Source organism: Pseudomonas sp. P1_F1_2 (genome assembly GCF_056405815.1).
Window position 1 is genome coordinate 56,383 of sequence record NZ_JBFUBK010000021.1, and the last position, 11,969, is coordinate 68,351.

Here is an 11,969-nt window from a genome sequence, read left to right on the forward strand (position 1 = left end):
TGCTCGCGATGGCGCAATTACATTCAACCTGTGTATCGCCTGACATACCGCTATCGCGAGCAAGCTCGGCTCCTACAGACCCAGTGTTTCAACCCTTATTCTCGCGAGGTTTCAACGGATGAGATTCCTCGGCATTGTTTGTCTGCTTCTGACCTTGAACGGTTGCAGTTCGCTGCTGTTCTACCCTGAGCCCGGGCAGTTGTTCACCCCGGAAAAAGCTGATCTCGAGTACCGCGATGTCACCCTGGTCACCGCCGACGGCGTCAAGCTGAATGCCTGGTGGCTGCCGGCGAAAAAGGGTGTCGAGGTCAAAGGCACTGTCCTGCATTTACACGGCAACGGTGGCAACCTGCCGATGCATCTGGGGGGGAGCTGGTGGTTGCCCAAGGAAGGCTATCAAGTGCTGCTGATCGACTATCGCGGCTATGGTTTATCCGAAGGGAAGCCGAGCCTGCCGGCACTCTATCTGGACATAGACGCGGCGTTCAAATGGCTCGATCAGGCACCCGAGGTCAAAGGCAAACCATTGATCCTGCTCGGTCAAAGCCTCGGTGGCTCGATGGCCGTGCACTACCTTGTTCAACACCCTGAGCGCCAGAAGCAACTCAAGGCGCTGGTCCTTGACGGTGCGCCCGCCAGCTATCGAAGTGTTGGGCAGTTTGCCCTGAGCACCTCATGGTTGACTTGGCCAGTCCAGGTGCCGTTGTCGTGGCTGGTGCCGGACGGCGACAGCGCGATCAACTCGATGCCACAGCTCAACGGCGTACCGAAACTGCTCTACCACAGCATCGACGATCCGATCGTGCCCCTTTCCAACGGCATCCGTCTGTATCAAGCTGCGCCGCCGCCACGGGTGCTGCAACTGACCCGAGGGGGGCATGTGCAGACGTTCGCCGACCCGGTCTGGCGAACCGTCATGTTGCGTTATCTCGACGATCCGCAGCATTTCAACGGCCTGCGCCGCCTGGGTGAAATCCCCAATTACCCGGCGCCCAAACATTCTGAAGATGAACCACCAGAGAGTCCGCAATGAGTGAAGAACGTAACGCCATCCCGCTGATCATCACCGGTATCTGCAGCATCCTCGGCACTGTCGGTGCCCTGTGGTGGTACGGCTACCTGCATTTCGCCAAGCCTGAGGATGCGTTGCTGCTCAACGAATTCACGATGCTTAAAACCATTCCGGGCGAAGACTACAAAGTCTCGCTGGAACCGGCGGCCCAGGTCGCGCAATGCGTCGACGGCGTGCTGGTATTGTTCGACACCGAGCAAAAAGGCCTGACCGGTGTGCTGATCGACAGCAAGAAAAAAGCCGTGCGCTGCATGGGCCAGGAAACCCCGCAGAAACTGGAACAGTAACCGGGATTTGTCATCACCCAAGATCCAGTGTGGGAGCACGTTCGCTCCCACCGTTTCATCGCGGCTGGATCAGTGTTTTTGCTTGTCGTTACCAGCCGACAAATCGTGCAGATGACGACGGGACAACGCGAGAAAACGCGGCGTCGGACCGACGTCTTCGTACAGCGGGTCACCTTCTTCATCGGTGGCCACAACCGTCGAGCCCTTCACGTACGGAAAGCTTTTTTCGAGCTCTTCCAGAGCGGCGCCGATCAACTCGCCCAGCAGTTCTTCGGGTTGGCGTTTGGGGTACATCTCGGTGATCGCCGCCAGCCGTGCGGCGGCCTCCACGTCCAGATGAATCGTGTAGCCCGTCTCGGTCAGGCGACCCTTGGCGTTTTCTTCCCAATGCTGGGCAAGCTCGCGAATTTTCATAGTGACYTCAATGCGTTCCTGCTCGTGGCAGGCCGTTTCAGAGTCCGGCAGTGGCCGGCGAAAGCCGTTGTGCGGCTTCCTCTTCAGACTAGCTTCTGCGCCGTGAGTTTAAAGTCCCTTCGTCGTTTGCTTGTAAGAACGGCTTTACGGCGGCACTCTTGGGCAAAGCATGATGTTCATGGCCGCCCGGATTTTTTGCTGGAGAACTGCTGATGACCGATATTGATGCACGCTTGCGCGAAGACGTTCACCTGTTGGGTGAGCTGCTGGGCAACACCATTCGTGAACAGTACGGGGACGGCTTTCTCGACAAGATCGAGCAGATCCGCAAGGGCGCCAAGGCCGACCGTCGCGGTTCGGTGGACGCCGAACTGAGCGCCAGCCTCAACCAATTGAGCGAAGACGAATTGCTGCCGGTGGCGCGGGCGTTCAACCAGTTTCTCAACCTGGCCAACATTGCCGAGCAATATCAGCTGATTCACCGCCGCGAAGCGTCGCAACCCGCGCCGTTCGAGGCGCGCGTGCTGCCGGAACTGCTCGCTCGCTTGCGCGCCGAAGGCCACAGTGCCGATTCCCTGGCCCGGCAATTGGGGCGACTGGACATCGAGCTGGTGCTGACCGCGCACCCCACCGAAGTGGCGCGCCGCACGCTGATCCAGAAGTACGACGCCATCGCCGCGCAACTGGCCGCACAAGATCACCGCGACCTGACCCCAGCCGAACGCGAACAGATCCACGCGAAACTACAGCGCCTGATCGCCGAAGCCTGGCATACCGAAGAAATCCGCCGCACCCGCCCGACGCCGGTAGACGAAGCCAAGTGGGGCTTCGCGGTGATCGAACATTCGCTGTGGCAGGCGATCCCCAATTACCTGCGCAAGGCCGATAAAGCCCTGTATGACGCTACCGGCCTGCGCTTGCCGCTACAGGCCGCGCCGATTCGCTTCGCCTCGTGGATGGGCGGCGACCGCGATGGCAACCCCAACGTGACCGCGACCGTCACCCGTGAAGTGTTGTTGCTGGCGCGCTGGATGGCGGCCGATTTGTATGTGCGTGATGTCGATCAACTGGCGGCCGAGCTGTCGATGCAACAAGCCAGCGAGGCGTTGAAAGCCAAGGCCGGGGACAGCGCCGAGCCGTATCGCGCCGTGCTCAAACAGCTGCGTGAACGCTTGCGTGCGACGCGCAACTGGGCGCATGCGTCGTTGACGACCGCCACCCCCGCACCGCCCGATGTACTGCAAAACAACCGCGAACTGCTGGATCCGCTGGAGCTGTGCTACCACTCGCTGCATGAGTGCGGCATGGGGGTGATCGCCGATGGCCCGTTGCTCGATTGCCTGCGCCGGGCGGTGACGTTCGGCCTGTTTCTGGTGCGCCTCGATGTGCGTCAGGATTCGTCGCGGCACAGCGCAGCCATGACTGAAATAACCGATTACCTGGGCCTGGGTCGCTACGAAGACTGGAGCGAGGATGCGCGCATCGAGTTTCTGATGCGTGAACTGAATAATCGTCGGCCATTGCTGCCGGCGTACTTCAAACCGTCGGCCGACACCGCCGAAGTGCTGGCGACCTGCAGGGAAGTGGCCGCCGCCCCCGGTGCATCGCTCGGTTCGTACGTGATTTCCATGGCCGGTGCGGCGTCCGACGTGCTCGCCGTGCAACTGCTGCTCAAAGAGGCCGGCGTGCTGCGGCCGATGCGCGTGGTGCCGTTGTTCGAAACCCTGGCCGACCTTGATAACGCTGGTCCGGTGATCGAAAAACTGTTGCTGCTGCCGGGCTATCGCGCGCGCTTGCAAGGCCCGCAAGAAGTGATGATCGGTTACTCCGACTCGGCCAAGGATGCCGGCACGACCGCTGCGGCATGGGCGCAGTACCGGGCGCAGGAGCGTCTGGTCGACATCTGCCGTGAACAGCAAGTGGAGCTGCTGTTGTTCCATGGTCGCGGCGGCACCGTGGGGCGTGGCGGTGGTCCGGCGCATGCGGCGATTCTGTCGCAGCCACCGGGGTCGGTTGCGGGGCGTTTTCGCACCACCGAGCAAGGGGAAATGATTCGATTCAAATTCGGCCTGCCGGACATCGCCGAGCAAAACCTCAATCTGTACCTGGCGGCGGTGCTGGAAGCGACCCTGCTGCCACCGCCGCCACCTGAGCCGGCATGGCGTCATTTGATGGACGAACTGGCCGACGATGGCGTCAAGGCGTACCGCGCCGTGGTGCGGGAGAACCCGCAATTCGTCGAGTATTTCCGCCAGTCGACCCCTGAACAGGAACTGGGACGTTTGCCGTTGGGCAGCCGCCCGGCCAAACGCCGCGCCGGCGGGATCGAAAGCCTGCGCGCCATTCCGTGGATTTTCGGCTGGACCCAGACCCGCCTGATGTTACCGGCCTGGTTGGGTTGGGAAGCGGCATTGAGCAAGGCGCTGGAGCGCGGTGAAGGCGAGTTGTTAGGGCAGATGCGTGAGCAATGGCCGTTCTTCCGCACCCGCATCGACATGCTGGAAATGGTCCTGGCCAAAGCGGACGCTGACATCGCCCGATCCTACGATGAACGTCTGGTCGAGCCGGATTTGCTTCCTTTAGGTGTGCATTTACGCGACCTATTGTCGCAGGCCTGCGCAGTGGTGCTGGGGTTGACCGGTCAGTCGCAGCTGCTGGCACATAGCCCAGACACCCTTGAATTCATCCGGTTACGCAACACTTACCTCGACCCGCTTCATCTATTGCAGGCGGAGTTGCTGGCACGTTCGCGGCAGCAGGACGTGGCGCAGGGCAGCCCTGTAGAACAGGCGCTGCTGGTGTCTGTGGCGGGGATTGCCGCCGGTTTGCGAAATACCGGCTAAGGTTTTTGCCGTGGGGCGAGGCACTCGGCGCAGGCGTCGGGTGCCTGTCGTTGAAGGTGTTGAAAGGTCGGTCAGGCGACAGTTAATGATGGGGTTGCGACTTGGAGCACTTCATCGAAGGGGCATGACAGGCGCCGGTTTCTCCGACTTTCGGCGGCTTGTGTGGGCAGGAACTGCTGTGTATCTTGAGCAGCCTTTGGCCGTTTGGGCGGCCACGACCCTATTTTTGAGATTGGCCCCACGAGGCGAATCTGACGATATCCATATAAAAAATTGAGGAGCACAWCGATGCGCGTCATTCTGCTGGGAGCTCCCGGGGCCGGTAAAGGTACTCAGGCACAGTTCATCACCGAGAAATTCGGCATTCCGCAAATCTCCACTGGCGACATGTTGCGTGCAGCCGTCAAGGCCGGCACTGAGCTGGGCCTCAAGGCCAAGGGCATCATGGATGCTGGCGGTCTGGTCTCCGATGACCTGATCATCGCACTGGTCAAGGACCGTATCGCTCAAGCCGACTGCGCCAAGGGTTTCCTGTTCGACGGTTTCCCGCGCACCATTCCTCAGGCTGAAGCGTTGGTAACCGCTGGCGTCGAGCTGGATGCCGTGGTCGAAATCGCCGTCGAAGACGAAGAAATCGTCCAGCGCATCGCCGGTCGCCGTGTTCACGAAGCCAGCGGCCGCGTGTACCACATCGTCTACAACCCGCCAAAAATTGCCGGCAAGGACGACATCACCGGTGAAGAGCTGGTGCAGCGCAAGGACGATACCGAAGAAACCGTGCGTCATCGCCTGTCGGTCTACCACTCCCAGACCAAACCACTGGTAGCGTTCTACCAGAATCTGTCCGCTGCCAATGGCAAGCCGAAGTACAGCCACATCCCTGGCGTCGGTTCGGTTGAAGCGATCACGGCCAAGGTGCTTGAAGCACTGAGCTGATAACCGCTTCATCTTCTACGGCCCGCTTGCGGGCCGTAGTTGTTTATACTGGCGAACTTTTTCTGAATTCTCTTACGGATACATCGATGAGCACCTTGCTGGCCCTGGACACCGCGACCGAAGCTTGCTCCGTTGCCTTGCTGCATGACGGCAAAGTCACGAGCCATTACGAGGTGATTCCGCGCCTGCATGCCCAGAAGCTGTTGCCGATGATCCAGCAATTGCTCGCCGACGCCGGGACCACCTTGCAAGCCGTCGATGCCATCGCATTTGGTCGCGGGCCGGGCGCCTTTACGGGTGTGCGGATCGCCATCGGCGTGGTCCAGGGCCTGGCGTTTGCGCTGGATCGCCCGGTGTTGCCGGTGTCGAACCTGGCCGTACTGGCGCAACGCGCCTATCGCGAACACGGTGTGAGCCAGGTCGCCGCGGCAATCGACGCGCGGATGGATGAAGTGTACTGGGGCTGCTATCGCGAAACGGCCGGGGAAATGCGCCTGGCGGGCAATGAAGCCGTGTTGCCACCCGAAGCGGCGGCGTTGCCGGCGGATGCCAGCGGTGAGTGGTTCGGTGCCGGCACGGGTTGGGGTTATGCCGAGCGCATTGCCGTGAACCTGACCGGGCAGGACGCGGGCATGCTGCCGCATGCCGAAGACCTGCTGACACTGGCGCGGTTTGCCTGGGAGCGCGGCGAGGCGATTGTCGCGGATCAGGCTCAGCCGGTTTACCTGCGCGACAAAGTGGCGACGCCCAAAGCGCGCTGATTTCCGGCACCGAGTGGGTGCCATCGCGGGCAAGCCACGCTCCCACAGTTTTGAGCCAACCGCAGATTTTGTGAACCACACAAATCCTGTGGGGCGAAGTGGGAAATGCGCCACTAAACTGCCATCACTGATACCGGACATGTACTCATGCGTATAGACGGCGTTTCCTCTCAGTCCTACCCCATCAAGCGCAAGGCTCGCAAAGGCCCTGTGGCGGAAGACGATTACGTTGATATCGACGGCGAGCTGGAAATTCCATCCGAAGAGCAAATGGCTGCCCGTGCCGCCAAAGCCTCCGCGCAACGCCTGAGCAATCTCCCGGCTCGCCAACAAGACATGATCTACCACCGCGCCATGAGCAAAAGCGTTGCTACGGCACTCGCCAGCTACCTGAGCACGGCCACTTTTGTCGATTGGGATACGGATGTGCTGGGCCTCGACCTGTACATCTGATGGGGCAGCCTTACTACCTCGGCTGCCCGTCCTGGAGTGAAAACGCCTGGCGCGATTACCTCTATCCGCCAGACGCCAAACCTGCTGAATTTCTAAATTTCTATACCCAAGTATTCAATGCCGTAGAAGGCAATACGACCTTCTACGCGAGCCCGGCTGCCTCGGCTGTGCAGCGTTGGGCCGAGGTCATGCCCGAACACTTTCGTTTTACCGCCAAGTTCCCCGGTGACATCAGCCATGGCGGTGACCTGCGCGAGCAACTGACCGCCGCCGAAACTTTCGTGAAGTTGCTCAGCCCTTTGGGCGCGCGGGTTTCGCCGTTGTGGCTGCAATTGTCGAAAAGCTTCACGCCGCAACGGTTGCCGGAACTGGCCGCTTTCATTGATGGGCTGGAGCGACCTCTGGCCGTCGAGGTGCGCCATGACGCGTTCTTCGCCAAAGGCGATGCCGAGCGAATGCTCAATCGATTGTTGATGGATCGCGGTGTCGAGCGCATCTGCCTCGATCCGCGAGCGCTGTTCAGTTGTGTGTCGACCGATCCGTCGGTGCTCCACGCCCAATCGAAAAAGCCCAAAGTGCCGCCACGTCCGGCGGCGTTCACGCAATTCCCGCAAGTGCGCTTCATCGGCCATCCGCAGCTGGAAGCCAACGATCCGTTCCTGGTGCCGTGGGTCGAGAAAATCGCCGCGTGGATCGAAGAGGGCCGTACGCCGTACATCTTCCTGCACACCGCAGACAACCTGCTGGCCGCCAAGCTGGCGCAACGTTTTCACGCACAACTGATGCTGCGTTTGCCTGGCCTGCCGCCGCTGCCTGAGCTATACAGAGAACCCGCAGTGGAGCAACTTGGCTTGCTCTGAGGCGGTTTTTTCCCCTTTTCAGGAGCCTGCCCAATGGATGCGCAAACCCTTCGAGCCCAGGCGTTCAAAGCACTGCACGAACGCGCCGGGGCTTTTGTCATTCCCAACCCGTGGGACGCCGGCTCGGCGAAAATGCTCGCCAGTCTCGGCTTCGAGGCGCTGGCCACCACCAGTGCCGGTTATGCCTTTTCCAATGCGCGCCCCGATGGCGCAATGGCTCTGGACGATACGCTGGCAAATGTCCGCGCGATTGTCGCAGCGACGAATCTGCCCGTGGCGGTGGATCTGGAAAATGGCTTTGCCGATGACCCCGTCGAATGCGCCAAGAGCATTCTGCGCGCGGCTGAGGCCGGTGCGGTCGGCGGTTCTATCGAAGATGCCACGGGCCGTGAAGCGGCGCCGATCTACTGTTTCGAACATGCGGTGGCGCGCGTTGAAGCCGCCGTGGCCGCGGCGCGCAGCCTGCCTTTCCCCTTCATGCTGACCGCGCGTGCCGAGAACTTCCTGCACGGCAATCCCGATCTCGCCGACACCATCCGCCGCTTGCAGGCGTTCGCCGAGGCGGGGGCCGACGTGCTCTACGCACCGGGGCTGCGCAGTGCCGAAGACGTCTTGGCGGTGGTTCGTGCCGTGGCGCCCAAACCGGTCAATGTGTTGATGTCTGGCGGGCTCAAGTTGACGGTCGAGCAGTTGAGCGAGATGGGCGTCAAACGTATCAGCGTCGGTTCGGCGCTGGCGTTGGCAGCGTATGGCGAGTTTTTCCGTGCGGCCGAAGAGATCAAGACATCGGGCACCTTCGGGTTTACCTCGCGATCCATGCCGTACGCGAAGGCCAATCAACTGTTCAAAGGCTGACGATGGGGTGTCGCTGAGGGCCTGTTATTGAAGGTCAGGCGGCGATGCGCAGGTTTTGCAGAACGATCGGGCGAGCCCAACCGTTATCGAAATCGAACTGTTTCTGTTGTTCCACCAGCTCTTCGGGGGAGAACGGCGGGAACGGTTTGTCGAGCAGGTCCATTTCGAATTCGGCGATCGGCAGGTGCAGCGGGCGCGGTTGTGGCGCCGGGCCAGCTTGCGGTACAGGTTGACCGGCGGTGAGCACGATTGGACGGACCCAGCCGCTTTCGAAGTCCTGCTGTTTTTGCTGAGCGACGATTTCTTCAGGCGGGAAGGGTGGGGCCGGTTTGTCGGCCAGGTCCATTTCGAACTCGGCAATCGGCAAGAACAGCGGCTCTGGCGGGCGAACCACGGTTTCTGTCACGTTGCATTCACGCTGCGAGACGATGTGCGCCAACAACTCGCTGCCCACCGTGGGTTCGACCGGGCTTTCCAGATCAACCGGTGGAAATTTGAGCGATTCAGGAACCCCGTCACCCGGCTGATCGGCCATCGCCCGGGCAAAAAAATCTTGCCACAGGTGACTGACACCGCCCAACGCCTGGGTGTTTCGCAGGTTGTAATCGCCGTAGGGCGAGATAAAACCTGTGATTGTGGGTTGAAAGTCTGACATTTCTCTCGGTCGACGCTCAGCTCTGGCAAAATGCCCGTTAGTTTTGTTATCGGCCGTTTTTGCCGATCATTAATTTTTTGAGCGTGTTTTCCGATGATTGATCAACCGGCGGTTTGCCGCATCCATGTCGAGGCCTTGGGCACGACCTTTCAGCCACAAGCCGAGCAATGGGCCGAGCGCCTGGGCTTACCGCTGCAAGTGGATGATGGCGAGTTTGCCTTGCAGGTCGGCGAGCAGGGTTTGCAGTTGCAACAGCTTGGGGCGGATGCGCCGGGCCCGGTGCGGGTGGACTTCGTCGAAGGCGGGGCGGCTCATCGCCGGTTGTTCGGTGGCGGCACGGGGCAGATGATCGCCAAGGCCGTTGGCATCGCGCAGGGCGTGCGTCCCCGCGTGCTGGATGCTACGGCGGGGCTGGGCAAGGATGCGTTCGTGCTGGCGAGCCTGGGCTGCGAGATGAGTCTGATCGAACGTCAGCCGCTGATCGGGGCCTTGCTTGAGGATGGCCTGGCGCGCGGTGCGGAAGATTTCGACGTGGCGCCCATCGTGGCGCGGATGCATTTGCTCAAGGGTAATTCCATTGAGGTGATGCGTAATTGGGAAGGCGAGCCGCCGCAGGTGATCTACCTCGACCCGATGTTTCCGCACCGTGAGAAAACCGCGTTGGTGAAAAAGGAAATGCGTCTGTTCCGGCCGTTGGTGGGCGACGACCCGGATGCGCCAGCACTGCTGGAAGCCGCGCTGGCGCTGGCCAGTCATCGGGTGGTGGTCAAGCGGCCGCGCAAGGCGCCCTGCATTGCCGGGCCGAAGCCGAGTCATGCGTTGGACGGTAAATCCAGCCGGTATGACATTTATCCGAAGAAGGCGCTCAAGCCTTAAAACCGAGTCGCCTTTATCGCGAGCAGGCTCACTCTTACAGGGGATTTACGGTGTTGCATAGATCCAGAGTAGGAGTGAGCCTGCTCGCGCAGGCGCCAGACCAGACCCCCGATTTCTATCAGGCTGGCTCGGGTCGATAAGCCCGCATAAACAACCCCACCACTTCCTGCACGTGCTCCTCGGCCGCGTCCCCGACCACAGGTTCGCCGCAGCCATACAGCAACCGAAAATTCCCCGCGCCCTTGAGCAGGCAGAAAAAGTGCTCGGCCGCATTGCGCGGTTTATCGATGCTCAACACACCACTTTGATCAATCTTGGCCAGCAACCGCTCCATGCCATGCAGCATGCGTTGCGGCCCGGCTTCGAAGAAGATCTGCGCGAGTTTCGGGTCCTGGCTGCCCAGGTTCATCATCAATCGGTGCAGGTTCACCGATTCATCACTGTTGATCAGTTGATGGAAACCGCGTGCGATGTTCAGCAGTATCGTTTCTACCGCAACGCCGTCCGGCAGTTCAAAAAACAGCGTTGGTAGCTGCTCCTCGCATTTGGCGACAACGGCGGTGGAGAACAGCGTCTCCTTGTCGTTGAAGTGGCTGTACACGGTCAGCTTTGACACACCGGCCTCAGCTGCGACGGCATCCATGCTGGTGTTGGCATAGCCCTTGGTCAGAAACAGTGTTTTCGCCGCATCGAGAATGGCCTGGCGCTTGGCCAAATCCTTGGGTCTGCCTGGGCCATTGGGTGCTGAAAGATTGTTCGGCATATTCGCTTTTATTACTGGACTGGTGAGTTTGCTATTAATAACATACTCGTCAGTATAATTATTCCAAGCACCATTAGCGAAAGGTCCTTCACCATGTTCCGCTATGCCTTGCCCCTCGCGTTGCCAGTGTCCCTGGCTTTTTTTCTGTCTGCGTGTGGTCACGAAGAGGCGCCTCAAGTCAGCGTGCGCCCGGCCATGGTGGTTCAGCCAGAGCCTTCGGCGCAGGCGATGGAAAGCTATCCCGGTGAAGTACGGGCTCGTTATGAGCCGGACCTGGCGTTCCGCATTGGCGGCAAGGTCAGCCGACGACTGGTCGAGGAAGGGCAGCGCGTCAAGGCCGACCAACCTCTGGCCGAACTCGATCCGCAAGACGTACGCCTGCAACTGGATGCCGCCCGCGCCCAGGTCGCCGCCGCCGAGGCCAATCTGAGCCTGGTACGCGCCGAGCGGGATCGCTACAAGACCCTGATGGATCGTCAGATGGTCAGCCGCTCGCAGTACGACAACGCCGAAAACCTTTACCGATCCGGTGAAGCACGCCTCAACCAAATCAAAGCCGAATTCAACGTCTCGACCAACCAGGCAAGTTACGCGGTGCTGCGCGCGCCTCAGGATGGCGTGGTGGCCAAACGGGCTGTGGAAGTCGGGCAAGTGGTGGCCGCTGGGCAAACCGTGTTCACCATTGCCACCGATGGCGAACGTGAAGTGTTGATCAGCCTGCCGGAACAGAGCTTCGGTCGCTTCAAGGTCGGGCAGCCGGTGTCGGTAGAACTCTGGACTCAGCCCGATCAACGTTTCAGTGGCCGCATTCGTGAGTTGTCACCGGCGGCCGATCCGAAGTCGCGCACCTTTGCCGCGCGCATCGCGTTCACCTCCGGCAAGGTCACCGCTGAACTCGGCCAGAGCGCCCGGGTGTTTATCCAGACTGCTGAAGTGGTGGCGTTGTCGGTGCCTTTGTCGGCCGTCACCGCAGAAAACGGCGCGACGTACGTTTGGGTACTCAACGCCAATAACACCTTGAAAAAAGCCCCGGTGCGGGTCGGTGCGTTCGGCGAGAAAACCGTGCCGGTGCTCGAAGGCCTGAACGCCAGCGACTGGGTCGTGGCCGCCGGTGTTCATGTGCTTCATGACGGGCAGCAAGTGCGCCCGGTGGATCGCTCCAATCGCGTGGTCAATCTGGCGGACAAGGAGTAA

Annotated in this window: 13 protein-coding genes; 10 read left to right on the forward strand and 3 right to left on the reverse strand. The window is 60.7% G+C overall.

Going from position 1 to position 11,969, the window contains the following annotated elements:
* Positions 1–118: 118 nt before the first annotated feature.
* A complete protein-coding gene (locus AC1D2P_RS08845; protein WP_477757759.1) occupies positions 119–1,033 on the forward strand; it encodes an alpha/beta hydrolase in 915 nt (304 codons plus the stop codon).
* The gene (locus tag AC1D2P_RS08850; protein WP_046029133.1) at positions 1,030–1,359 is read left to right on the forward strand and encodes a PA3694 family proteiin; all 330 of its coding nucleotides are present in this window, start codon (positions 1,030–1,032) and stop codon (positions 1,357–1,359) included. The genes AC1D2P_RS08845 and AC1D2P_RS08850 overlap by 4 nt, the downstream gene beginning before the upstream one ends.
* A gap of 69 nt (positions 1,360–1,428) precedes the next feature.
* On the opposite strand, the gene AC1D2P_RS08855 is transcribed toward AC1D2P_RS08850, so the two are convergent.
* Complete coding sequence (locus AC1D2P_RS08855; protein WP_034150733.1) at positions 1,429–1,773, reverse strand: hypothetical protein; 345 nt, start codon at positions 1,771–1,773, stop codon at positions 1,429–1,431.
* A 212-nt stretch (positions 1,774–1,985) separates the two neighbouring features.
* Between AC1D2P_RS08855 and ppc the strand changes: the two genes are divergently transcribed.
* The 6 genes from ppc (at position 1,986) to AC1D2P_RS08885 (ending at position 8,481) form a co-directional block, all read left to right on the forward strand.
* Positions 1,986–4,616, forward strand: coding sequence for a phosphoenolpyruvate carboxylase (gene ppc, locus AC1D2P_RS08860; protein ID WP_477757760.1), 2,631 nt, complete (start codon positions 1,986–1,988; stop codon positions 4,614–4,616).
* 288 nt (positions 4,617–4,904) lie between these two features.
* A complete protein-coding gene (gene adk, locus AC1D2P_RS08865; RefSeq protein ID WP_046029141.1) occupies positions 4,905–5,552 on the forward strand; it encodes an adenylate kinase in 648 nt (215 codons plus the stop codon).
* Between the two features lie 86 nt (positions 5,553–5,638).
* Positions 5,639–6,313, forward strand: a complete 675-nt coding sequence (gene tsaB, locus AC1D2P_RS08870) for a tRNA (adenosine(37)-N6)-threonylcarbamoyltransferase complex dimerization subunit type 1 TsaB (protein WP_046029144.1) — start codon at positions 5,639–5,641, stop codon at positions 6,311–6,313.
* 147 nt (positions 6,314–6,460) lie between these two features.
* Positions 6,461–6,766: a hypothetical protein gene (locus AC1D2P_RS08875; protein WP_046029145.1), complete on the forward strand. Its 306-nt coding sequence runs from the start codon at positions 6,461–6,463 to the stop codon at positions 6,764–6,766.
* On the forward strand, positions 6,766–7,626 hold the full coding sequence (locus AC1D2P_RS08880; RefSeq protein WP_477757761.1) for a DUF72 domain-containing protein: 861 nt from the start codon (positions 6,766–6,768) through the stop codon (positions 7,624–7,626). The genes AC1D2P_RS08875 and AC1D2P_RS08880 overlap by 1 nt, the downstream gene beginning before the upstream one ends.
* Before the next feature lie 33 nt (positions 7,627–7,659).
* Positions 7,660–8,481, forward strand: coding sequence for an isocitrate lyase/PEP mutase family protein (locus AC1D2P_RS08885; RefSeq protein ID WP_046029147.1), 822 nt, complete (start codon positions 7,660–7,662; stop codon positions 8,479–8,481).
* Between the two features lie 34 nt (positions 8,482–8,515).
* Here the strand turns inward: AC1D2P_RS08885 and AC1D2P_RS08890 are convergent, their stop codons facing one another.
* Positions 8,516–9,136, reverse strand: coding sequence for a hypothetical protein (locus AC1D2P_RS08890; protein ID WP_046029148.1), 621 nt, complete (start codon positions 9,134–9,136; stop codon positions 8,516–8,518).
* A gap of 93 nt (positions 9,137–9,229) precedes the next feature.
* Here AC1D2P_RS08890 and AC1D2P_RS08895 point away from each other — a divergent pair, with 93 nt between their 5' ends.
* Positions 9,230–10,012, forward strand: coding sequence for a class I SAM-dependent methyltransferase (locus AC1D2P_RS08895; RefSeq protein ID WP_046029149.1), 783 nt, complete (start codon positions 9,230–9,232; stop codon positions 10,010–10,012).
* Between the two features lie 118 nt (positions 10,013–10,130).
* On the opposite strand, the gene AC1D2P_RS08900 is transcribed toward AC1D2P_RS08895, so the two are convergent.
* Positions 10,131–10,775: a TetR/AcrR family transcriptional regulator gene (locus AC1D2P_RS08900; RefSeq protein ID WP_223523837.1), complete on the reverse strand. Its 645-nt coding sequence runs from the start codon at positions 10,773–10,775 to the stop codon at positions 10,131–10,133.
* Between the two features lie 93 nt (positions 10,776–10,868).
* Here AC1D2P_RS08900 and AC1D2P_RS08905 point away from each other — a divergent pair, with 93 nt between their 5' ends.
* The gene (locus AC1D2P_RS08905) at positions 10,869–11,969 is read left to right on the forward strand and encodes an efflux RND transporter periplasmic adaptor subunit (RefSeq protein ID WP_046029154.1); all 1,101 of its coding nucleotides are present in this window, start codon (positions 10,869–10,871) and stop codon (positions 11,967–11,969) included.

Excerpts from the sequence above, each read along its gene's own strand:
- AC1D2P_RS08845 (WP_477757759.1), top strand. The coding sequence starts at position 119 with ATGAGATTCCTCGGCATTGTTTGTCTGCTTCTGACCTTGAACGGTTGC.
- AC1D2P_RS08850 (WP_046029133.1), top strand. The coding sequence starts at position 1,030 with ATGAGTGAAGAACGTAACGCCATCCCGCTGATCATCACCGGTATCTGC.
- AC1D2P_RS08855 (WP_034150733.1), bottom strand. The coding sequence starts at position 1,773 with ATGAAAATTCGCGAGCTTGCCCAGCATTGGGAAGAAAACGCCAAGGGT.
- ppc (WP_477757760.1), top strand. The coding sequence starts at position 1,986 with ATGACCGATATTGATGCACGCTTGCGCGAAGACGTTCACCTGTTGGGT.
- adk (WP_046029141.1), top strand. The coding sequence starts at position 4,905 with ATGCGCGTCATTCTGCTGGGAGCTCCCGGGGCCGGTAAAGGTACTCAG.
- tsaB (WP_046029144.1), top strand. The coding sequence starts at position 5,639 with ATGAGCACCTTGCTGGCCCTGGACACCGCGACCGAAGCTTGCTCCGTT.
- AC1D2P_RS08875 (WP_046029145.1), top strand. The coding sequence starts at position 6,461 with ATGCGTATAGACGGCGTTTCCTCTCAGTCCTACCCCATCAAGCGCAAG.
- AC1D2P_RS08880 (WP_477757761.1), top strand. The coding sequence starts at position 6,766 with ATGGGGCAGCCTTACTACCTCGGCTGCCCGTCCTGGAGTGAAAACGCC.
- AC1D2P_RS08885 (WP_046029147.1), top strand. The coding sequence starts at position 7,660 with ATGGATGCGCAAACCCTTCGAGCCCAGGCGTTCAAAGCACTGCACGAA.
- AC1D2P_RS08890 (WP_046029148.1), bottom strand. The coding sequence starts at position 9,136 with ATGTCAGACTTTCAACCCACAATCACAGGTTTTATCTCGCCCTACGGC.
- AC1D2P_RS08895 (WP_046029149.1), top strand. The coding sequence starts at position 9,230 with ATGATTGATCAACCGGCGGTTTGCCGCATCCATGTCGAGGCCTTGGGC.
- AC1D2P_RS08900 (WP_223523837.1), bottom strand. The coding sequence starts at position 10,775 with ATGCCGAACAATCTTTCAGCACCCAATGGCCCAGGCAGACCCAAGGAT.
- AC1D2P_RS08905 (WP_046029154.1), top strand. The coding sequence starts at position 10,869 with ATGTTCCGCTATGCCTTGCCCCTCGCGTTGCCAGTGTCCCTGGCTTTT.